Consider the following 20,441-nt stretch of genomic DNA (forward strand, 5'->3'; position numbering starts at 1 on the left):
TAATAATCGGGTTTTGAAAAATGGTTTGGGGGAAAGTCGCAGGCAAGTCCTGTGGTGAGCGTAAGTCGGGCATCAACATCTTGTACCGTAAAGTTTCGGCTATTTCTCTGGCGGTTGCGCTGGGTTATGCATTGTCTCCGCTGCCGGCTGAGGCGCAAAGCTTCCGTTTCAATACGGTCCAGGTCGAGGGCAATCAGCGGATCCAGACGTCCACTGTTGTTGCCTACACCGGGATCGAACGGGGGCAGACTGTCAGTGCGGGCGAGTTGAACGACGCCTATCAGCGCATCCTTGACAGTGGCGTATTTGAAACAGTGGAATTGGTGCCGCGCGGCAATACGCTGGTGATCAAAGTCACCGAATTCCCGACCATCAATCAGATCAGCTTCGAGGGCAACCGCCGTCTCAAGGATGATTCCCTGGGCCAGATTATCGAATCTGCGCCGCGCCGGGTGTTCAGCCCCTCGCAGGCCGAGCGCGATGCCGCCGCAATTGCCGAGGCGTACAGCGTTCAAGGCCGTCTGGCGTCGCGCGTGACCCCGCGGATCATCCGCCGCAACAACAACCGGGTCGACCTGGTGTTCGAGATTTCCGAAGGCGACACCATCGAGGTGGAGCGCGTCTCGTTCACCGGCAACCGGGTCTATTCCGACCGCCGTCTGCGCCGGATCCTGCAGACCAAGCAGGCTGGATTTCTGCGCGCTTTCATCAACTCGGACACGTTGATCGAGGACCGGCTGGAATTCGACAAGCAGGTACTGCGTGATTTCTACCTGTCGCGCGGTTACGTGGATTTCAGGATCAACAGTTCCAACGCCGAAGTCACCCGCGAACGCGATGCGGTCTTCCTGGTGGTCGATGTAACCGAAGGCCAGCAATTCAAGTTCGGCAACATTTCGGTGACCAGCGAAATGCCGGAAGCGGATGCCGACCTGTTCCGCTCCACGTTGAAGATCAAGCCCGGCGTGGTCTATTCCCCGACATTGGTCGAGAATGCAATCGACCGGATGGAAGGGCTGGCTGTCCGCAATGAGATCGACTTTTTGCGGGTCGAACCGCGGGTTACCCGCAATGAGCGGGACCTGACCCTGGATATTGAGTTCGTATTGCGCCGCGGCCCGCGGGTGTTTGTCGAACGCATCGATATCGAAGGCAATACCACCACGCTGGACCGGGTGATCCGCCAGCAATTCCGCTCGGTGGAAGGCGATCCCTTCAATCCGCGGTCCATCCGCAACAGTGCAGAGCGTATCCGGGCGCTTGGTTATTTTGCCAACGCGGATGTTGAAACCCGCGAGGGCAGCTCGTCCGATCAGGTGATCATCGACGTCGACGTCGAGGAACAGCCGACCGGGTCCTTGAACCTTGGCGGTGCATACTCGGTCACGGATGGTTTCGGGGTCAGCGTCGGCCTGTCCGAGAACAACTTCCTGGGCCGTGGCCAGCGGCTGTCTTTCAATGTCGCCACGGCGACGGAATCGGATTCCTATGTGCTGGGCTTTACCGAACCTTACCTTTTGGGCCGGGATTTGCGGTTTGATCTGGACCTGGGTCTGAATGAAACCGACTCCAGTTTCTCGGAATACCGCACCAAACGGATCTTCTTCCAGCCTGCACTGACCTTCAACACAGGCGAAGATACCTCGCTGCAGGTCCGCTACACGTGGGATTCGGACGAGATGCTGTTCACCGAAAACGAGGAAGACGATCCGGCTACCTTCCTGGCGAGTCCGGTTATCCAGAACGAAATCAAGCAAGGCGAACGTTCGGCCAGTGCCATCGGATTCACCTACCGCTATGACAGCCGTTTGACTGGTCTTGATCCGAATGCCGGCTTCTTGGTTGAAATCGGTGCTGATTATGCGGGCTTGGGCGGTGATTCCGAATACATAAAAACGACAACCAAGGTGGTTGGGCAGAAGCGGATCCTGAACGAGGAAGTCACAATCCGTGCGACCATCGAGGCTGGTTCGTTCCAATGGGAAGGCAGCGGTTCCAGCCGTTCGATTGACCGTTTTGTTCTGACGCCGTCGGTTATGCGCGGCTTTGAGCCCGGCGGTATCGGCCCGCGGGATCAATCCGACGGCGCACCAGGCAACGGCAGCTACAATGACTTCCTAGGCGGCAACTATTATGCGGTGGCCCGCTTTGATGCGGAATTCCCACTGGGTCTGCCGGAAGAATTGGGGATGCGCGGCGCCCTGTTCTATGATGTTGGCAGCCTTTGGGGAACGCAGAACGTTGATACTTCTGGCACCAGCGGCAACGGTGTCGTGGGGTCCAGCAGATCGTTCCGCCACGTCGTTGGCGTCTCTCTGCTGTGGACCACCGGGATCGGCCCGCTGCGCTTCAACTTCTCGAAAGCCCTCCAGAAAGAGGACTTTGACCAGGAGCAGAGTTTCGACCTGACCTTGCAGGCGCGGTTCTGATCTGGTGCGGCGGCCTGCGCCCAGTTATTGGGCAGCGCTTGGTCTAACCATAGCGCTGTCCGGGTCCGGGACGGTGCCGGCCCTGGCCCAGGAGCCGGCTTCTCCACCCCCCAATACGGGCGCGGAATTCCAGCTGGGCCTGCCGCAAAGCGGCATCCTCACCATCCAGCCTGACCGGCTGTTTTCCGAAAGCGCCTTTGGCAAGCGGGTGGAGCGCGAGATTGAGGCCGAGGGCGCGGTGCTGACCGCGGAAAACCGCCGCATCGAGGCTGAACTGCGCGCCGAGGAACTGGAGCTGACCGAACGCCGCAGCGACATGGCGCCGGACGCCTTCCGCGCCCTAGCGGATGCTTTTGATCAGAAGGTGCAGGAAACCCGGCGCCGCCAGGACCAGAAGTTGCGTGAAATCAACCAGATGGGCGAGGAAGCCCGGAGGGAGTTCATCGCCGCCTCACTGCCGGTACTGCAGCAGATCATGCGGGAGACCGGCGCAGGGGCGATTCTGGATCATGCCTCGGTGTTTCTGAGCGCCAATGCCGCTGATATCACCAGCCTGGCAATCGGCCGGATAGACGAGGTTCTTGGCGATGGCGCAGCAGATGAGGAGAGTGAGCGCTGAGTGTGCGAACTTGCCCAACTGCCCTCTGCTTGCTAGGGACGGCGCAGCATAATTGACGATAATGGGAAACCACGCATGACCACCGAGCTGCAAAATGCTGACATTCAACTGATCCAGCGGATTCTGCCGCACCGCTACCCGTTCCTGCTGGTCGACAAGGTGGTTGATATCGACAGCTACAAATCGGCGCGCGGCATCAAGAATGTCACCATGAACGAGCCGCATTTCCAGGGCCATTTCCCGGGAACGCCGATCATGCCGGGTGTTACCATCGTCGAGGCGATGGCGCAGACCGCAGGCGTGATGCTGGGCGTTGGCATGGACATGGTCGATACCGACCTGCTGATCTATTTCATGAACATCGACAAATGCAAATTCCGCCGCAAGGTGGTGCCTGGCGACGTGCTGGAAATGCATGTGGAGACGCTGCGCGGCAAACCGGGCGGCAAGATCTTCAAGTTCCTGGGTCGCGCCACGGTGGACGGCGAAGTCGCCGCAGAAGCCGAATTCACTGCGATGGTAGACCGCCAGGTGGAGGGCGCCTGAAATGAGCAGCATCCACCCCAGCGCCATTATTGAAGACGGTGCCAAAATCGGCGAGGGCTGCGAGATCGGCCCGTTCTGCCTGGTTGGACCTGACGTTGTGCTGGGGGACCGGGTTGTTCTGAAATCCCATGTGGTGGTCACTGGCGACACCGAGATCGGCGATGAAACCGTTGTCTTCTCTTTTTCGGTGCTGGGCGAGATCCCGCAGGACCTGAAGTTCAAGGGCGAGAAGTGCAAGACCGTGATCGGCAAGCGCAACCGTTTCCGCGAACATGTGACGGTGAATGCCGGCACCGGCGGCGGCGGCGGCGTGACCCGTATCGGCGACGACGGGTTGTTCATGGCAGGCTGCCACATCGCCCATGATGCCCAGGTCGGCGACCGGGTGATTGTGGTGAACTCCGCCGCGGTGGCGGGCCACTGCGTGCTGGAGGATGACGTGATCATCGGCGGCCTGTCAGGCATCCACCAATGGGTGCGCATCGGCCGCGGCGCCATCATCGGCGCGGTCACCATGGTGACCAATGATGTGATCCCCTACGGGTTGGTCCAGGCGCAGCGGGGCGAGCTGGACGGGTTGAACCTGGTCGGCCTCAAACGCCGCGGTGTCGCCCGCAGCGACATCACAGCCTTGCGTGCCGCGTTCCAGATGCTGGCCCAGGGCGAGGGCACCTTTCAGGAGCGCGCCAAGCGGCTGGGGGACGAGAGCGACAGCGAATACGTGCAGCGGATCGTCGCCTTTATCACCGGCGGCAGCGACCGCTCTTTCCTGACACCGGGGGGCTGAGACCATGCTGGCAGTGATTGCAGGTACCGGTGAACTGCCGGCTGAAGTTGTCTCCCGTGTTGCCGGCCGGCCGCTGATCTGTGCGATGGCAGGGTCGGAACCTGATGCGGTGGATGCGGAAGTGACATTCCGGTTTGAACAGCTGGGATCCTTTCTGGAACGCTTGAAGGCCGCAGACGTGACCGAGATCTGCATGGCAGGCGCGGTGCGCCGTCCCAATATCGACCCTTCGGCCATTGATGCCGCGACGATGCCGCTGGTTCCGGTGCTGCAGGCGGCGCTGGCCGCTGGCGATGACGGGGCATTGCGGGCGATCATTGGCATTTTTGAACAGGCCGGGTTCACTGTCCGCGCCGCGCATGAAGTGGCGCCGGATCTGCTGATGGCAGAGGGCGTGCCAACCAAGGTGCAGCCGGGGGAACTGGACAAGGCGGATGCTGTGCGGGGCGCTGAAATTGTCGCCGCCATGTGTGCGGCTGATATCGGCCAGTCCTGTGCAGTACGCAAGCAGCAGGCCATTGCGGTCGAGAACATCTTCGGCACCGACTGGATGCTGGCCTCGCTGCTGCACCGCCCGGATGGGCAGGGCGGTTTGCTGTTCAAGGCGCCGAAACCGGCGCAGGACCGCCGTGCTGACCTCCCCACCATTGGTGCCGGGACAGTGGAAGCCGCGGCCAGGGCCGGATTGTCCGGCATCGCATTGGAAGCAGGCGGCGTGATCGTGCTGGATCAGGAGGCGGTGATTTCGGCCTGTAACCGGCTGGGCCTGTTCCTGTGGCTGCGCAAGGGATGAGCCTGCGGGTGTTCATTCTGGCGGGCGAGCCTTCGGGCGACCGGCTGGGCGGGGCGCTTATGGCGGGATTGAAACAGCTGGCGCCGGAGGCCGTTTTCGACGGCATCGGCGGCGCGCTGATGGCTGAGCAGGGGCTGGTCTCGCGGTTTCCGATGGATGAGCTTTCGGTGATGGGGCTGGCCGAGGTGCTGCCGAAGTACCGCCATCTGAAACGCCGGATCCGGGAAACTGCCGATGCGGTTCTGGAAACCAGGCCGGATGTGCTGATCACTATCGACAGCCCGGATTTCTCGCTGCGGGTGGCGCGGCTGGTCAAAGAGCAAAGCAATATCCGCACGGTTCATTACGTGGCGCCCTCGGTTTGGGCGTGGCGGCCCAAACGGGCAGGCAAAATGGCTGAGGTCATCGACCATGTGCTGGCGCTGCTGCCGTTTGAGCCGCCCCTTATGGAGAAGGCCGGGATGGCCTGCGACTTTGCCGGCCACCCGGTGGTCGCCGAGCCGCAGGCCACGCGCGAAGAGGTTGCTGCGTTCCGGCAGGAATTTGGTCTGGGGAATGCGCCCTTTGTGCTGGCGCTGCCAGGTTCGCGGCGCTCTGAGATATCGCGGCTGGCGCCGGACTTCGGGGCGGCCTTGAAACGGTTCCTGGAGACGCACCCGGACTATAAGGTGGTCGTTCCTGCTGCCGCACCGGTGGCAGGGCTGGTTGCGGAGGCTTTGCAAGGCTGGCCCGAAGGCACAGTCCTGATCGACCCGAACAAATTTGATCCCGCCTCGGCCAAGGCCCACAAACGCGCCGCCTTTGCTGCGGCGGATCTGGCGCTGGCCGCTTCTGGCACGGTGTCGCTGGAACTGGCCGCCGCGGCCACGCCGATGGTGATTGCCTACAAATTCCAATGGCTGACCTGGCAGATCATGAAACGCATGGCGCTGATCGACACTGTGACGCTGGTCAACCTGGTGAGCGATACCCGCGTGGTGCCGGAATGTCTGGGGCCGGAGTGCACACCGGACAATATAGCTGCCCGGCTGGCTGCGGTGGCAGCAGATCCCGGCGCGCAACTGGGTGCCATGGACGTAACTATGCAACGTCTTGGCAAGGGCGGTGAAGAGCCCGGCCTACGGGCGGCGCGGGCTGTCTTGGACCGTCTCCCCCAGATGTAAGGTCAGAGCGCGGCGGAGACTGACGCTTCCGCCGCGCGGCTTTCGGTAGCGCGGGCGCTGCGCCCCCGCGCGGGGCGTGCCGCCTACGCACAGAAAAACATCTGCGGACCGGCAGGATGATGCGGTGGGTTTGATTCTGCGGAGAAGCGCCTGAGGGCAGGACCGGCCTCAGGCGCTTTTGCAATCTTATGGGAATTGCCGGGTCAGGGAAGGCGCAATTGGCTGGCTGCGTTTCTCAGTAACCGCGCCAGATCCAGCCGCCGCCAAAGATGCGGGAGCCTTCGCTGGCGTAGAACACGCAGGCCTGACCGGGAGAGACGCCTTCCTCCGGTGTCAACAGCTCGACCTCGGCGGTTGTTTCGCTCAGAGGACGGATAATCGCCTCACGCGGGGGGCGGGTGGAGCGGACCCTGACCTTCACATGCCATTCATCCTGCGAGGTGAAGGCCGTGTCACCCAGCCAGTTGATTTCGCGCACCGGGATAGTGCGGGTGGCCAGCAGTTCCTTGGGGCCGACGACAACCTGTTTCGTGTCTACGTCCAGCTTCACCACGTACAGCGGCTCGGAAAGCCCGCCGATGCCCAGGCCGCGGCGCTGGCCGATGGTGTAATGAAGCACCCCGTCGTGGCGGCCCAGCACCCGTCCGTCGGAATGAACGATGTCGCCCGGCTCCGCAGCACCGGGGCGCAGTTTTTCGATCACCCCGGCATAGTTTCCGTCCGGCACAAAACAGATGTCCTGACTGTCCGGCTTGTCGGCCACCGCCAACCCGTACTGCGCCGCCATCTCCCGCGTTGCGTCCTTGGAGGGCAGGTGGCCCAGCGGAAAGCGCAGATAATCCAGTTGTTCCGGCGTCGTCGAGAACAGGAAGTAGCTCTGGTCGCGGTTTGCATCCTCGGCGCTGTGCAGCTCTGCCCCGTTTGCCCCCATCATGCGCTGGATGTAGTGGCCTGTGGCCATGCAGTCGGCCTCCAGATCCTTGGCGGTCTCCAGCAGGTCCTTGAACTTCACCCGCTCGTTGCAGCGGATGCAAGGCACCGGGGTTGCACCGGCCAGATAGCTGTCTGCGAACTCGTCAATCACCGCATCCTTAAAAATGTTCTCATAATCCAGGACGTAATGCGGGAAGCCGCGCTCCTCGGCGACGCGCCGCGCGTCGTGGATATCGATGCCCGCACAGCAGGCCCCCTTTTTGGCCAGCGCCGCGCCGTGATCGTAGAGCTGCAGTGTCACGCCGACCACGTCATAGCCCTGATCGGCCAAGTATGCAGCGACGACAGAGCTGTCGACACCGCCTGACATGGCCACCACCACCCGGGTTTCCGAGGGCGGTTTGGCAAAGCCGAGCGAGTTTAGTTTTGAGTCGTGATCCAGCGCCATGGGGCAGCTCCTGAAGGCAAGGGGGCAGGCGCCGCAGAATATAGGAAAATCCTACAGACTCTCAAGGGCCGTGGTTCACGTGCCGTTAAGCCTGATCGGAAATTCTTGTGCCAGACCTCAACGAAAAAGATCTTCGAGGGAAGAAAGATGTTTTTGAAGAAAGTTGACGGGCCGCGGGCCGTCACCCTGCCGGATGGCACCATCATGACCAGGGCGGATCTGCCGCCGGCAACCACCAGGCGCTGGGTTGCCTCTCGCAAGGCCGCGGTGGTGCGCGGTGTTCTGTACGGGCTGCTGCCTCAGAAGGAGGCCATGCAACGTTACGGGTTGAGCGAGGAAGAGTTCCGAAGCTGGGTTGCAGCGGTTGCAGACCATGGCGAAGAGGCCCTGAAAACCACGCGTCTCAAGAAATTCCGCAGCCCTGACGCAAAATAAACAAGCCCGCCCTTGAGTTGCATTTGTAAATTAACCATCATGGTAACGAGGCATTAACTTTTTTCCACCAAGGTTAACGCGACCTGAGGGAAACAGTGTACAGGCGGAGAAAATAATATGCGCATTCTGCTGGTTGAGGATGATCCGACCACGGCCAAAAGCATCGAACTGATGCTGACCCATGCCAACCTGAACGTCTACTCGACGGATTTGGGGGAAGAAGGGATCGATCTGGCTAAACTTTACGACTATGACCTGATCCTGCTGGATCTGGGGCTGCCCGATATGAACGGCCACGAGGTCCTGCGCCAGCTGCGCATGTCCCGTATCGAAACGCCGATTCTGATACTGTCCGGTGCCGATGATACCGACAATAAGATCAAGGGCTTCGGCTTTGGCGCGGATGACTATCTGACCAAGCCTTTCCACCGTGAGGAACTGGTGGCGCGGATCCATGCGATCATCCGCCGTTCCAAGGGGCATTCGCAGTCCATCATCAAGACCGGCAAGATTGCGGTCAACCTGGATGCCAAGACGGTTGAGACCGATGGCAAGGCGGTGCATCTGACCGGCAAGGAATACCAGATGCTGGAGCTTTTGTCGCTGCGCAAGGGCACCACGCTGACCAAGGAGATGTTCCTGAACCATCTTTATGGCGGCATGGATGAGCCTGAACTGAAGATCATTGATGTTTTCATCTGCAAGTTGCGTAAGAAGCTCAGCAACGCAACAGGCGGCGAGAATTACATCGAAACCGTCTGGGGCCGCGGTTATGTGCTGCGTGATCCGCAGGAAGACCACCTGTCAGGCGGCCAGCGAATGGCTGTCGGCGCCTGAAAGGATGATCACCCGGGCGGCACATGATAATGTGCCGCCGGTTGCAAGGACCTGCCGGTTGGCGGGTCTTTTTGCTTTTTGACGCCTGCAGCATGCGGGCTGTCAGATGCGCTGGACGCGGCCAGCGCGGCAGCTTATCACCAAAAGGGAGAACGAAGAGGGACCGCGCGTGGCAGAGAAAACAGAAAAAGACGTGGCCAACCTGTCGGCTGAAGAAGCGCAGGCCGAGTTTCACGGACTGGAAGAACAGCTTCGTGCGGCGGATTTGGCCTATCATCAGGCCGATGCGCCAGAAATCAGCGATGCGGCGTATGATTCGCTGAAACGGCGCTATCGTGCGCTGGCAGAGGCGTATCCGGATCTAGCGGCAGATGCCACTCAACTTGATGCGGTGGGGGCTCCGGTTGCCTCTGGCTTTGGCAAGATCCCCCATTCGGTGCGGATGCTGTCGCTGGGCAACGCGTTTGAAGATGAGGACGTCGCCGATTTCGACCGCAGCATCCGCAAATACCTGGGCCTCACGCCTTCTGATGGATTGTCGTTTACCGCCGAACCCAAGATCGACGGGCTATCGCTGTCACTGCGCTATGAACAGGGCGTTCTGATCCAGGCGGCAACGCGCGGCGATGGCAGCATTGGTGAAAATGTGACCGCCAACGCCCGAACCATTGCCGACATTCCGCAGCAGCTGCACGGCGCGCCGGATGTTCTGGAAGTGCGCGGCGAAGTCTACATGAGCCACGCTGACTTTGAGGCGCTGAATGCCCGGCACGAAGAACGCGGCGGCAAGGTTTTTGCCAATCCGCGCAACGCCGCCGCAGGATCGCTGCGGCAGCTGGATGCGGAAATCACCCGGGCCCGGCCTTTGCGGTTTTTTGCTTACAGCTGGGGTGAGTTGAGTGAACCTCTGGCAGAAACGCAGATGGAGGCAATTGCGCGGCTGCACTCCCTGGGGTTTCAAACAAACCCGCTGACCCGGTTGTGCGCAACTCTTGAAGAGATGATCAGCCACTACCGCAGTATCGAAGAACAGCGCGCAACGCTTGGCTATGACATTGATGGCGTTGTGTATAAGGTCAATGATCTGGCCTTGCAGGGGCGGCTGGGCTTCCGCTCCACCACGCCCCGCTGGGCGATCGCGCATAAGTTTCCGGCGGAACTCGCCTGGACCCGGCTGGAGTCCATCGACATTCAGGTCGGACGCACCGGCGCGCTCAGCCCTGTGGCCCGCCTCACCCCTGTGACCGTAGGCGGGGTGGTGGTGTCGAATGCGACGCTGCACAACGAGGATTACATTCAGGGCCGCGATTCAAAGGGCGAGGAGATCCGGGGCGGCAAGGACATCCGCATCGGTGATTGGGTGCAGATATACCGGGCCGGTGACGTAATCCCGAAAGTGGCCGATGTGGATCTGACCAAGCGGCCCGCGGATGTCGCGCCCTATCAGTTCCCGCAAACTTGCCCGGAATGCGCCAGCCCGGCTGTGCGCGAGGAAGGCGATGCCGTGCGGCGCTGTTCCGGCGGCCTGATCTGCCCGGCGCAAGCGGTGGAAAAGCTGAAGCATTTTGTGTCCCGCGCAGCCTTTGACATTGAGGGTCTGGGCGCCAAACAGGTGGAGCAGTTTCATGCAGACGAGTGGGTGAAGGAACCCGCTGATATCTTTGATTTGCAAGAAAATTATGGATCCGGACTACAGCAGCTGAAGAACCGCGAAGGGTGGGGTGAAAAATCTGCGGATAACCTGTTTGCTGCGATTGCTGAAAAACGCACCATCCCGATGGCCAAACTGATATTTGCCCTGGGCATCCGCCACGCGGGCGAAGTTGCCGGCCGGGATCTGGCATTGCATTACCGGGATTGGCACGCGATGGCGGAGGCGGTTGACGCCGCACGACCCGCTGCGCTGGCGCACCGGGCAGCGGACGAAGCTGAGGAGGCTGAACGCCAGTCTGCCGCTCGGGAAGGCCGCCGTGCCCGCATCAAGGACGCCCGCGATGCGGCGATTGCCGCTTGCGGTGTTCCTGCCGGGGCTGCGTCCGTTTGGGCGGACCTTATCGGTGTCGATGGGATTGGCGCGGTGCTGGGCCTGTCCCTGTCAGATGCCTTTGCCAACCCCGAAGAACGCGCGGCCTTTGACCGGCTGGTGGCCAAGCTGACCATTGTGCCGCCGGACGCGCCTGCGGCGGACAGCCCGGTGGCGGGCAAGACCGTGGTCTTTACCGGCACGCTGGAAAAGATGACCCGCGCCGAAGCCAAGGCGCGGGCCGAAGCTTTGGGTGCCAAAGTGTCCGGCTCGGTGTCCAAAAAGACCGACATTCTGGTGGCCGGACCGGGCGCGGGGTCCAAGGCCAAGAAGGCGGCTGATCTGGGTATCAGAACAATGGACGAAGATAGCTGGCTGGAGCTGATTGCAGAGGCATGAGCGGACGTCCCGAAATCCTGTTTCCGCTGTTTGCCGGGGCCGAGACCTTGCAGGGGGTCGGTCCGAAGACTGCACAATCCCTCACCCAGGTTGAGGTCGAGACACCGCGTGACTTGCTGTTTTCGCTGCCGTATTCGGTGGTGGACCGGCGGCGGCGCGATACTATCCGCGGGGTGGATCTGCCCGCCGTCGTTACAGTTGAAGTGACCATCGGCAGTCACCGCCCCGCCCGTAACCGGGGCGGCGCATACCGGATCCATGTGGAAGATGCGGAGACTGAATTCCAGCTTGTGTTCTTCCACGGCCGCAGCCGTTACCTTGAGGCTCAGCTGCCGGAGGGCGCGCGCCGTGTGGTCTCGGGCAAGCTGGAACTGTTTGACGGTCTGGCCCAGATGGTTCACCCGGACCACATGCTGCCGGTTGAGGAAGCGCATGAGATCCCGGAGTATGAGCCGGTCTACAGCCTGACCCACGGGGTTACCCAGAAAACCATGTATAAGGCGGCGCAAAGCGCGCTGTCGCGGATGCCGGAGCTGGCCGAATGGATCGACCCGGCGCAGATGCTGAAGGAAGCCTGGCCTGCCTGGCATGACGCGTTGCAAACGGCCCATGCACCGCAGGGTCCCGGTGATTTGGACCCGCAGGCGCCGGCTCGGGCGCGGCTGGCCTATGATGAGCTGTTTTCCCATCAGCTGACCCTGGCGCTTGCCCGCCAAACCGAACGTAAAGTTCGCGGTATTCAAAGCCAGGCCACCGGACGGCTGCAATCCCGCGTGCTCAAGGTTCTTCCGTACCGGCCGACCAGCGCGCAAGCCCGCGCGATTGACGAAATTTCGGCGGATATGGCCACTGGCAACCGGATGAACCGGCTTTTGCAGGGGGACGTGGGTTCTGGCAAAACCTTGGTTGCTTTCATGGCCTTGCTGGTTGCTGTTGAAGCAGGCGGGCAGGGTGTGATGATGGCTCCCACGGGGATTCTGGCGCAGCAGCATATGGAAGGGCTTGCACCGCTGGCCGAGGACGCAGGTGTGGTGATTGAGATCCTTACCGGACGCGACAAAGGCGCGGAGCGCAAGGCCAAGCTGGCGGCGCTGAAACGCGGTGACATTCACATCCTGGTCGGTACCCACGCGGTGTTCCAGCAAGATGTGGAATTCCGCGATCTGCGGCTGGCCATTGTCGACGAACAGCACCGCTTCGGGGTGCGCCAGCGGATGGAGCTTGCGGAGAAGGGCAAGGGTGCTGATGTCCTGGTGATGACCGCAACGCCGATCCCGCGCTCCCTGGCACTGGCACAATATGGCGACATGGATGTTTCAGTGCTGGACGAGAAACCACCGGGGCGCAAGCCGGTCAAGACCGCGGTGATCAGCACCGAGCGGATGCAGGAGGTGGTCGATCATCTGCGCAAGGCGATATCTGAAGGGCGTCAGTGTTACTGGGTTTGCCCGCTGGTCGATGAATCCGAGCTGAGCGACCTGACCGCCGCCGAGGAACGGTTCAAGCATCTGCGCGCCATTTTGGGCGAGGGCACTGTGGGATTGGTGCATGGCCAGATGCCGCCTGCGGACAAAGATGCGGCCATGGCGGTGTTCCAAAATGGCGATACCAAGGTTCTGGTGGCCACCACGGTGATTGAGGTGGGGGTGAACGTTCCGAATGCCTCGATCATGGTGATTGAGCGGGCAGAGATCTTTGGCCTGGCGCAGCTGCACCAGCTGCGCGGCAGGGTGGGGCGCGGCAGTGCCCAGTCAACCTGCCTGTTGATGTACCAGCCTCCGTTGACTGAGGGCGGGCGTAAACGGCTTGAGGTCCTGCGCGAATCCGAGGACGGCTTCCGCATTTCGGAAACCGACCTGCAGATGCGCGGCGCGGGGGATATGATCGGTACCGCGCAATCCGGCCTGCCGCGGTTCCGTATTGCCGATTTGGAACGCCAGGCAGGGCTGATGGCGGTGGCGCAAAGCGACGCGCGGGCGCTGCTGGCCGCCGATCCCAAACTGGACAGCCCCCGCGGTAAGGCTGCGCGTGTTCTTCTGTGGCTGATGAAGCAGGATCAGGCAATCCGTTTGATTACAGTGGGTTAACGCGCATTCCAAAGCGTGTTCTCTGACGGTGTTCCAATCTGTTCGCAAATGTTCTCAAAAAGTTCTTTACAGGCGTTCTTGAAAATGAGAACAAAGGGGCAACAAACTTGCCAGAGAGCGAAGAGACTGACCGGAGGAGGCCCGAGCCATGATTGCACAGATCAAAACCACCATGCAGAACGCCCATTCGACCCTGCTGGAGGACGCCATCGGCGCGGCCTCGCTGATGGTGATGCTGGTGGCGGCACTGCATCTTCCAGGGCTGTTCTGATCCGCTTTTCCCATTCCTGATTGCATCTGCTGTGCCGGGCCGGCCCTTTCCTGTCCCGGACTGCCCGAGGGATCAACCGCCTGTCCCGATCCCCAACTTGGATTGCCTCAATATCCAGCCTGGCCTGCCCGGGTCCCGCACAGCAGAGCATGACTGCCGCCGCCATCCTGCCCGGATGCGCGGCGGTTTTTTATTTGAGGGGAGAGTGATCACTCAGCGTAGTGCTTTGCACAGGTGCAGGCCGCGTGGCGATATTTCGGGCTATCTGTGCAGGCGTGCAAAAGGCCGCGTCAGGCGCAGTGCTCCTTGGCGGCGGTCTGCATAGCTTCCAGCGTTGCCTCCAGCGCCAGCATGATCGAGGCGTGGCGGTTCTTGAACTCGCGCGCAGGCTGCAGCACTTCCAGCCCGTCAAAAGGCGCGTCCGGCACCGGGCCGTTCTGGGTCAGCATCGCCTTCAGCTGGTCGCGGGCGGTCTCAACCTCTTCCAGCGAGCGGCCGATGATATGGGCACCCACCACTGCCGCCGAGGCCTGTCCCAGCGCGCAAGCCTTTACGTCCTGGCCGAAATCCGCGATCCGCCCGTCTGTCACAGAAATGTCGACGGTCACGGCAGAGCCGCAAAGCGGCGAGCGTTTCTTGACAGTGGCACTGGGAGATTCGAGCCTGTCGAGATGCGGAATATCCGCCGCCAGCGCCAGGATGCGGGTGGAGTACAGTTTGATCAGATCACTTTCGCCAGACATGTCTTTCCCGGGCTTTCCCTGCTTGGTTCTTCCCCATACATAGGGAGCCGAACAGCAGATGCAAAAGGTTTTTACCCATGTCTATTGCCGCGTCCTTTGATCCCGCCAGCCTGACCTATAATGACGCCGGGCTGATCCCCTGCATTGCGCAGGACGAAGCTTCGGGCGAGGTTCTGATGATGGCCTGGATGAATGCCGATGCGGTGGCGCGCACGCTGGAGACCAGGAACGTGACCTATTGGTCGCGGTCGCGCCAGGCATTTTGGGTGAAGGGGGAAACCTCAGGCCACGTGCAGGAACTGATAGACCTGCGGGTGGATTGCGACCGGGATTGCCTGCTGGCGCTGGTGCGTCAAACCGGGGCGGCCTGCCATACCAACCGGCGGACCTGTTTTTATACTGCGGTGCGCGGCGGCGAAGAGATTGAGCTGATGAAGCCGATGGGCTGAACAAGGGTACGGCCCTGGCGGGGATACTTTTAGCCAGAAGAAGCGGTCAGGCCGGCCATTTCGCGGATGTCCTGCGGGGTGGCCCCATCGGCGCGGTATTTGGCGATGGCGCGGGCATCGTCGCGTTTGGCAAGGCGCTTGCCAGCCTCGTCGCGGATCAGGCGGTGGTGGTGGTAAACGGGCGTGGGCAATCCAAGCAGGCTTTGCAACAGCACGTGGATCTGTGTGGCCTCAAAAAGGTCAGCACCGCGTACTGCATGTGTGATGCCTTGATCCGCGTCATCAACAACAACGGACAGATGGTAGGATGTGCCCAAATTCCGGCGCACCAGGATGATGTCGCCAACGGTCATGATCAATTGTTCCGGGTCCAGGGGATGGATGCCTTCGAACTCCGGGCTGGTTTCCGTGAAGCTGCGTAAATCAGCTGCCTGGACGGCTTTCATCATGTTCAGCCGGATCACGTCCTTGTCCGTGGCCTCGGATGCCGGGCGCTCGCGGCAGGTGCCTGGGTAGATGCGCCCGTCGGGACCGAATTGCGGAACCCCTTCTTGCGGGGCGCCTGCGGCGGTCTCGATATCGGCACGGTTGCAGCGGCAGGGATAGGTCAGGCCCATCACTGTCAATTGGTCCAGTGCGGCGCGATAACGGGGCAGGCGGTCCGACTGGCGCAATACCGGCTGCGGCCAAGTCAGGCCGAGCCACTCCAGATCCTCAAAAATCTGCGCCTCCCATTCGGCGCGCGCGCGGGACTGATCAATATCTTCGATGCGCAGCAAAAATGTGCCGCCTTCCGCCATGGCCATATCGTGCGCCAGGATGGCGGAATAGGCATGGCCCAGGTGCAGCGGTCCGGTTGGCGACGGTGCAAATCTGGTGGTGAATGTCACGCTTTCTCAATTACATAAACTGTGGACTTCAAGTCGATTCCAGGGAGGTGGTCGCCGTGCTCCCGGAATAACAGCCGGGCGGCCGAACAGTCCAGCCATTCATTGAGTTTGCCGGTATAGGCGCGGTCTTCCAGTGCGTGATCATTGTAGGAAAAGGCAAACAGCCCGCCGCGCGGCAAGGCATGCAGGATCATGTCGAATACCGCTGGCGGGGCTGCGCCAGTGCCCAGAACGCCGCAGCCGGTGATCTGGCGGTAGGCGCCCTGCGGGATCGGCTTGCTGTCCTTGACATCAATCTGTGTCAATGTGCGGTAGACGCCCTTGCTGCGGGCCTGGGTGAGCATTTCGTCAGACGGTTCCATACCATCCACAGTGTCAAACCCCTGCAACCGCAGCGCCAAGCCTGACAGGCCGGTGCCGCAGCCGAAGTCGAGAACGGGCACACTCATGTCCGGTTGGAACTGTGCCAAGGCTTCGGCGATACGGCCCGGTGTGGCGTAACCGTTCTCGGCGATCTCAGCGTCATAAGAAGCGGCCCACTGGTTGTAGTGATCCAGGGTCGCTTCCGGTGTTTCAAGGTCGTAGGCCTTGTCCAGAAACTTTTCGCTCATGCAGTAAGTTTAGGCCCGGCAGCCGCAGCCCGTCTAGGAAAAGTTGCTGAGCCACTCTTGCCAGACATCCTTGGCGCGGTCGGTATAGGCCTTGTAGCGGTCCTTGCGGCCGCGGCGGCCGCCCTTCAGACCGTCAACCGGCCGGAACAAGCCGAAGTTCACGTTCATCGGCTGGAAAGTCTTGGCCTCGGCGCCGCCGGTGATGTGGTGGATCAGCGCGCCCATGGCACTGTCCTGCGGCACATTCGGCAGCTGTTGACCGAGGATCTCCGCCGCGGCCAGCCGGCCTGCCAGCAGGCCCATGGCCGCACTTTCGACATAGCCCTCGACGCCGGTGATCTGGCCGGCAAAGCGAATGTTGGGCTTGGATTTCAGCCGCATCTGCGCGTCCAGCAGGGTGGGGGAATTCAGGAAGGTGTTGCGGTGGATGCCGCCGAGGCGTGCAAAGCTGGCGTTCTCCAGCCCCGGGATCATCTTGAACACGTCTGTCTGGGCGCCGTATTTCATCTTGGTCTGGAAACCGACGATGTTGAACAGCGTTCCCAGCGCGTTGTCGCGGCGCAGTTGCACCACGGCATGCGCTTTGACGCCGGGCTGATGCGGATTGGTCAGCCCCACCGGCTTCATCGGGCCAAAGCGCAGCGTCTCCCGGCCGCGGTCGGCCATGACCTCGATCGGCAGGCAACCGTCGAAATAGCCCGCGGTCTCGCCTTCGTGAAACTCAGTTTTGTCAGCTGACAATAATGCGTCGATAAAGGCCTCGTACTGGTCCTTGTCCATCGGGCAGTTGAGGTAGGCGGTGCGCTCTTCCTCAGTCTCGCCCTTGTCATAGCGCGACTGCATCCAGGCCTGCGACATGTCGATGCTTTCCGCATAGACAATCGGCGCGATGGCATCGAAAAACGCCAGTGCCTCGGCGCCGGTTTCCGCCTGGATTGCCTGCCCCAGTTCCGGTGATGTCAGCGGGCCGGTAGCAAAGATCCAGTGGCCGTCCACAGGCAGTTCGGTGATCTCTTCGTAAGAGACCGACACATTGGGATGCGCCTTCAGTCTAGCCGTCACAGTTTCGGCAAAGGGATCCCGGTCCACCGCCAGCGCACCGCCGGCGGGCAGGCGGTGTTGGTCTGCTGTGGCCATGATCAGCCCGCCTGCTGCGCGCATTTCCCAATGCAGCAGGCCCACGGCGTTCTGTTCGTCATCATCCGAGCGGAAGGAGTTGGAACAGACCATCTCGCCCAGGTTGCCGGTTTGATGGGCAAAGGTTTCCACCTTGGGGCGCATTTCGTGGATCACCACGGATACGCCCATGTTCGCCGCCTGCCAGGCAGCCTCGGACCCGGCCATGCCGCCGCCCACGATATGCAATGTCTGTGCCGAATGATCTGTCATGCCCGCCACATAGGGCAGGGGAAGGGGTTGCGCAACAGGATTGGCGGTCGAACCCGCGCTGCAGCGCCGCCGAAAATCGTACAGAGTTTGTTGGCTGTATGTGATCTGACCGGGAGGGAGAGAAATTTGGGGCCGCCGCTGCGGGAATGGTCACCGGTGAGAGAGAACCGGTTGGAGGGACCCTTCCGCAGCAGCAGCCCAAATTGTGCCGGTCAGTGACTAATCAGCGACCGTGCCCAATCTTTGCCATCTTTCCGCCCGAATTGAAAGGCGTTTGGCTGGCTTCTTAAGGAAACAATATGTGCGGAATGGTAAACAAAGCCTAAAATTTTCAGAGAATTCCGGAGGTCAGGCCGGAATTCCCGAAAAATCCTCCCGGCGCATCAATTTTCCTGCCAGTCGGGGGCGCGTTTTTCGATAAAGGCGGCCATGCCTTCGATTGTGTCGCGGTACATCAGGTTCTCGACAATCACTCCGCTGGTATAAGCATAGGCCTGATCCAGCGGCATTTGCAGCTGCTCGTAAAACGCCTGTTTGCCGATTTTCACTGCAGAGCCGAGTTTCGCGGCGATGGTTTCAGCCAGCCGGGTGGTTTCCGCCTCCAGCTCCTCCAGCGGCACGGCGCGGTTGGCCAGACCCAGATCCACCGCGCGGGCGGCGTTGATGAACTCGCCCGTGGTCAGCAGCTCAAACGCCTGCTTGCGGGGGATGTTGCGCGACAGGGCCACCATCGGGGTGGAGCAGAACAACCCGATGTTCACGCCGTTGACGCCGAATTTGGTGTCCTCTGCCGCCACTGCCAGATCGCAGGAAGCCACCAGTTGGCAGCCTGCTGCCGTGGCGATACCGTGGACTTGGGCAATCACCACCTGGGGCAGCGACTGCAGTCCTGTCATCACGCTGGTGCAGCGGGCAAACAGGTCCTGGAAGTAAGCCTTGCCGCCGTCCGCCGCGGCGCGGCCTGCGGTCATCTGCTTGATGTCATGGCCCGCACAGAAGCCTTTGCCGGTGCCGGACAGGATCACCACCTTGATGCTGCTGTCCTCGCGCAGGGCGTCGATCTGCTCTTGCAGGGCCGCCAGCATCCCGTCCGACAGGGCGTTCAGTTTTTCCGGCGTGTTCATCTTCAGCCGGGCAATGCCGCCCGTGTCGTGACGTTCCAGAATTGTCATCTTGCCCTCCTCGCAATTCTCGGGGCAACTCTATGCAGGGATAGGGGAAAGGGAAAGCATGACGCTGGCATTTGATGTCGCAGGTCTGACGGATTACCTGCATGAGATTTTTCCGCAGGTGAAGGATGACTTTGCCATCGACGCGATGGATGAGCAGGGCCTTCGGATGCGGCTTTTGACAGCCGAGCGGCATTTGCGGCCCGGCGGCACGGTATCGGGCCCGTCGATGTTTGCACTGGCGGATTGCGCGATCTATGCGCTGCTTCTGTCGCGATTGGGGCGCGAGGCGCTGGCCGTCACCACCAATTGTTCGCTGGATTTCATGCGCAAACCCGTGGCCGGCGCGGATATTATCGCCGAGGCGCGGCTGTTGAAGCTGGGCCGGGTTTTGGCGGTCGCCGATGTGCTGATGTATTCCGAAGGGCTGGCAGAGCCGGTGGCGCGCGCCAGCATGACATATTCGATCCCGCCTAAGCGCTAAAGCGCGTTGGCAAGGGGCTGGCCGGCCTTCACCAGCGTTTCCCGGCCATTGGCGCTGTTTGCCACCAGATCGTCCGAGAAGCGGACCTTGCCGGGCTCAAACACCACCACCACGGTGGAGCCGCCGAATTTGAAATAGCCCTTCTCGTCCATCTTCTGCACGTCGCCAGCGGTACGGGTGTTGACGATGCTGCCGACACCAAAGGCGCCGACCTCGACAAAGCAATAGGTGCCCAGCGTTTCGGTCTCGATCAGGGTCCAGCTGCGTTTGTTCTCGCCGAACACATCCGGCCCGGCCCCCAGCGCAATCGGGTTCACCGAATGCAGCGCGCCGGCAATGTCCTGGGCGCCATTGATCCGGCCTGCCGCGGGGAAGTGGTATCTGTGATAGTCCGCCGGGCACAGCCGCACGATGGCCAGGGCGCCGCCGATGAAACGCTCCGCAATGCCGGGCACCATGGTGCGTACCGACATCGGGTGGCCTTTGACGGGGATAAACACGTCCTCAGCAAGTTCCGGGAACACCAGCACCCGGCCATCGGCAGGGGAGACAACCTCCTTGGGGTCGGTGCTGAAGGGGCGTACTTCGGGTTTCAAATGGCGGACAAAGAATTCATTGAAACAGGAGAAACTCTCCGTGTCGGCAGAAGCTTCGGTCATGTCGATCGACAGGTCTTCTATCACCGCCTTGATCTTGCTCTTGGAGAACCGCGAGTTGAACCAGATGCCCATCAGACGGCTGATGAGGGGCGAGCGAAACAGCAGTTTCTCGATGGGCCGGGCACTGGCGTTCTGATAGGCCCAGCGAATCCATTTCTCGCCGAGCACGGCTTCTTCAAAGGTCTCGCCGGTGTCGCGGTCAACAACAAGGATGGGATCGCGCTTCATAGGGCCTGCCACGTCTGGTTTCTGCTCCGCCGCGCCTAGCAAGAAGCGG

General features: G+C 61.3%; 20 protein-coding genes. 13 read left to right on the forward strand and 7 right to left on the reverse strand.

All coding sequences use genetic code 11. The features are described from left to right. The first annotated feature begins 20 nt into the window (after nt 1–20). From bamA to lpxB, 6 genes are all read left to right on the forward strand, one after another. Entirely contained in the window at nt 21–2,429 is a 2,409-nt protein-coding gene (gene bamA / locus ETW24_RS08910; RefSeq protein WP_129370707.1) for an outer membrane protein assembly factor BamA, read from the forward strand. A 73-nt stretch (nt 2,430–2,502) separates the two neighbouring features. Further along, nucleotides 2,503–3,048 (forward strand): OmpH family outer membrane protein, encoded by a 546-nt coding sequence (locus ETW24_RS08915; protein ID WP_254695730.1) that lies wholly within the window; start codon nt 2,503–2,505, stop codon nt 3,046–3,048. Nucleotides 3,049–3,123: 75 nt separating this feature from the next. Beyond that, a complete protein-coding gene (gene fabZ / locus ETW24_RS08920) occupies nt 3,124–3,594 on the forward strand; it encodes a 3-hydroxyacyl-ACP dehydratase FabZ (RefSeq protein WP_129370710.1) in 471 nt (156 codons plus the stop codon). Between the two features lies 1 nt (nt 3,595). Beyond that, nucleotides 3,596–4,381, forward strand: a complete 786-nt coding sequence (lpxA, locus tag ETW24_RS08925; protein ID WP_129370712.1) for an acyl-ACP--UDP-N-acetylglucosamine O-acyltransferase — start codon at nt 3,596–3,598, stop codon at nt 4,379–4,381. A 4-nt stretch (nt 4,382–4,385) separates the two neighbouring features. After that, nucleotides 4,386–5,174 carry an LpxI family protein gene (locus ETW24_RS08930; RefSeq protein ID WP_129370714.1) on the forward strand — a complete coding sequence of 263 codons (789 nt, stop codon included), beginning with the start codon at nt 4,386–4,388 and terminating at the stop codon, nt 5,172–5,174. Beyond that, nucleotides 5,171–6,337, forward strand: coding sequence for a lipid-A-disaccharide synthase (gene lpxB, locus ETW24_RS08935; protein WP_129370715.1), 1,167 nt, complete (start codon nt 5,171–5,173; stop codon nt 6,335–6,337). Before ETW24_RS08930 ends, lpxB begins: the two co-directional genes overlap by 4 nt. 235 nt (nt 6,338–6,572) lie before the next feature. Here lpxB and mnmA read toward each other — a convergent pair whose 3' ends face one another. Next, the gene (gene mnmA, locus ETW24_RS08940) at nt 6,573–7,718 is read right to left on the reverse strand and encodes a tRNA 2-thiouridine(34) synthase MnmA (RefSeq protein ID WP_129370717.1); all 1,146 of its coding nucleotides are present in this window, start codon (nt 7,716–7,718) and stop codon (nt 6,573–6,575) included. A gap of 147 nt (nt 7,719–7,865) precedes the next feature. Between mnmA and sciP the strand changes: the two genes are divergently transcribed. The 5 genes from sciP (at nt 7,866) to ETW24_RS25100 (ending at nt 13,770) form a co-directional block, all read left to right on the forward strand. Further along, entirely contained in the window at nt 7,866–8,153 is a 288-nt protein-coding gene (gene sciP / locus ETW24_RS08945) for a CtrA inhibitor SciP (protein WP_129370719.1), read from the forward strand. 117 nt (nt 8,154–8,270) lie between these two features. Further along, on the forward strand, nt 8,271–8,990 hold the full coding sequence (gene ctrA, locus ETW24_RS08950; RefSeq protein WP_129370721.1) for a response regulator transcription factor CtrA: 720 nt from the start codon (nt 8,271–8,273) through the stop codon (nt 8,988–8,990). A 169-nt stretch (nt 8,991–9,159) separates the two neighbouring features. Then, nucleotides 9,160–11,412 (forward strand): NAD-dependent DNA ligase LigA, encoded by a 2,253-nt coding sequence (ligA, locus tag ETW24_RS08955; RefSeq protein WP_441328134.1) that lies wholly within the window; start codon nt 9,160–9,162, stop codon nt 11,410–11,412. Next, nucleotides 11,409–13,499 carry an ATP-dependent DNA helicase RecG gene (recG, locus tag ETW24_RS08960; RefSeq protein WP_129370722.1) on the forward strand — a complete coding sequence of 697 codons (2,091 nt, stop codon included), beginning with the start codon at nt 11,409–11,411 and terminating at the stop codon, nt 13,497–13,499. Before ligA ends, recG begins: the two co-directional genes overlap by 4 nt. A 148-nt stretch (nt 13,500–13,647) precedes the next feature. After that, complete coding sequence (locus ETW24_RS25100; RefSeq protein ID WP_275423038.1) at nt 13,648–13,770, forward strand: hypothetical protein; 123 nt, start codon at nt 13,648–13,650, stop codon at nt 13,768–13,770. Between the two features lie 290 nt (nt 13,771–14,060). Here the strand turns inward: ETW24_RS25100 and ETW24_RS08965 are convergent, their stop codons facing one another. Beyond that, a complete protein-coding gene (locus ETW24_RS08965) occupies nt 14,061–14,513 on the reverse strand; it encodes an iron-sulfur cluster assembly scaffold protein (RefSeq protein WP_129370724.1) in 453 nt (150 codons plus the stop codon). Nucleotides 14,514–14,590: 77 nt separating this feature from the next. Here ETW24_RS08965 and hisI point away from each other — a divergent pair, with 77 nt between their 5' ends. Then, nucleotides 14,591–14,962, forward strand: coding sequence for a phosphoribosyl-AMP cyclohydrolase (gene hisI, locus ETW24_RS08970; RefSeq protein WP_129370726.1), 372 nt, complete (start codon nt 14,591–14,593; stop codon nt 14,960–14,962). 29 nt (nt 14,963–14,991) lie between these two features. Here hisI and gluQRS read toward each other — a convergent pair whose 3' ends face one another. From gluQRS to ETW24_RS08990, 4 genes are all read right to left on the reverse strand, one after another. Beyond that, the gene (gene gluQRS / locus ETW24_RS08975) at nt 14,992–15,852 is read right to left on the reverse strand and encodes a tRNA glutamyl-Q(34) synthetase GluQRS (protein WP_129370728.1); all 861 of its coding nucleotides are present in this window, start codon (nt 15,850–15,852) and stop codon (nt 14,992–14,994) included. Then, nucleotides 15,849–16,463: a class I SAM-dependent DNA methyltransferase gene (locus ETW24_RS08980; protein ID WP_129370729.1), complete on the reverse strand. Its 615-nt coding sequence runs from the start codon at nt 16,461–16,463 to the stop codon at nt 15,849–15,851. The genes gluQRS and ETW24_RS08980 overlap by 4 nt, the downstream gene beginning before the upstream one ends. A gap of 33 nt (nt 16,464–16,496) precedes the next feature. Continuing rightward, nucleotides 16,497–17,852 (reverse strand): methylenetetrahydrofolate--tRNA-(uracil(54)-C(5))-methyltransferase (FADH(2)-oxidizing) TrmFO, encoded by a 1,356-nt coding sequence (gene trmFO / locus ETW24_RS08985; protein WP_129370731.1) that lies wholly within the window; start codon nt 17,850–17,852, stop codon nt 16,497–16,499. Nucleotides 17,853–18,235: 383 nt separating this feature from the next. Next, a complete protein-coding gene (locus ETW24_RS08990; RefSeq protein ID WP_129370733.1) occupies nt 18,236–19,024 on the reverse strand; it encodes an enoyl-CoA hydratase in 789 nt (262 codons plus the stop codon). 58 nt (nt 19,025–19,082) lie between these two features. Here ETW24_RS08990 and ETW24_RS08995 point away from each other — a divergent pair, with 58 nt between their 5' ends. Beyond that, nucleotides 19,083–19,505, forward strand: coding sequence for a PaaI family thioesterase (locus tag ETW24_RS08995; protein WP_129370735.1), 423 nt, complete (start codon nt 19,083–19,085; stop codon nt 19,503–19,505). On the opposite strand, the gene asd is transcribed toward ETW24_RS08995, so the two are convergent. Then, complete coding sequence (gene asd, locus ETW24_RS09000) at nt 19,502–20,392, reverse strand: archaetidylserine decarboxylase (protein WP_129370737.1); 891 nt, start codon at nt 20,390–20,392, stop codon at nt 19,502–19,504. The genes ETW24_RS08995 and asd overlap by 4 nt on opposite strands. Nucleotides 20,393–20,441 lie beyond the last annotated feature (49 nt).

This window comes from Leisingera sp. NJS204 (genome assembly GCF_004123675.1).
Taxonomy (GTDB): Bacteria; Pseudomonadota; Alphaproteobacteria; order Rhodobacterales; family Rhodobacteraceae; genus Leisingera.

Coding starts and splice junctions, on each gene's coding strand:
- ETW24_RS08965 (WP_129370724.1), bottom strand. CDS start 14,513: ATGTCTGGCGAAAGTGATCTGATCAAACTGTACTCCACCCGCATCCTG.
- recG (WP_129370722.1), top strand. CDS start 11,409: ATGAGCGGACGTCCCGAAATCCTGTTTCCGCTGTTTGCCGGGGCCGAG.
- bamA (WP_129370707.1), top strand. CDS start 21: ATGGTTTGGGGGAAAGTCGCAGGCAAGTCCTGTGGTGAGCGTAAGTCG.
- lpxB (WP_129370715.1), top strand. CDS start 5,171: ATGAGCCTGCGGGTGTTCATTCTGGCGGGCGAGCCTTCGGGCGACCGG.
- ctrA (WP_129370721.1), top strand. CDS start 8,271: ATGCGCATTCTGCTGGTTGAGGATGATCCGACCACGGCCAAAAGCATC.
- hisI (WP_129370726.1), top strand. CDS start 14,591: ATGTCTATTGCCGCGTCCTTTGATCCCGCCAGCCTGACCTATAATGAC.
- ETW24_RS25100 (WP_275423038.1), top strand. CDS start 13,648: ATGATTGCACAGATCAAAACCACCATGCAGAACGCCCATTCGACCCTG.
- asd (WP_129370737.1), bottom strand. CDS start 20,392: ATGAAGCGCGATCCCATCCTTGTTGTTGACCGCGACACCGGCGAGACC.
- ETW24_RS08995 (WP_129370735.1), top strand. CDS start 19,083: ATGACGCTGGCATTTGATGTCGCAGGTCTGACGGATTACCTGCATGAG.
- ETW24_RS08930 (WP_129370714.1), top strand. CDS start 4,386: ATGCTGGCAGTGATTGCAGGTACCGGTGAACTGCCGGCTGAAGTTGTC.
- trmFO (WP_129370731.1), bottom strand. CDS start 17,852: ATGACAGATCATTCGGCACAGACATTGCATATCGTGGGCGGCGGCATG.
- mnmA (WP_129370717.1), bottom strand. CDS start 7,718: ATGGCGCTGGATCACGACTCAAAACTAAACTCGCTCGGCTTTGCCAAA.
- fabZ (WP_129370710.1), top strand. CDS start 3,124: ATGACCACCGAGCTGCAAAATGCTGACATTCAACTGATCCAGCGGATT.
- ETW24_RS08980 (WP_129370729.1), bottom strand. CDS start 16,463: ATGAGCGAAAAGTTTCTGGACAAGGCCTACGACCTTGAAACACCGGAA.
- ETW24_RS08990 (WP_129370733.1), bottom strand. CDS start 19,024: ATGACAATTCTGGAACGTCACGACACGGGCGGCATTGCCCGGCTGAAG.
- lpxA (WP_129370712.1), top strand. CDS start 3,596: ATGAGCAGCATCCACCCCAGCGCCATTATTGAAGACGGTGCCAAAATC.
- sciP (WP_129370719.1), top strand. CDS start 7,866: ATGTTTTTGAAGAAAGTTGACGGGCCGCGGGCCGTCACCCTGCCGGAT.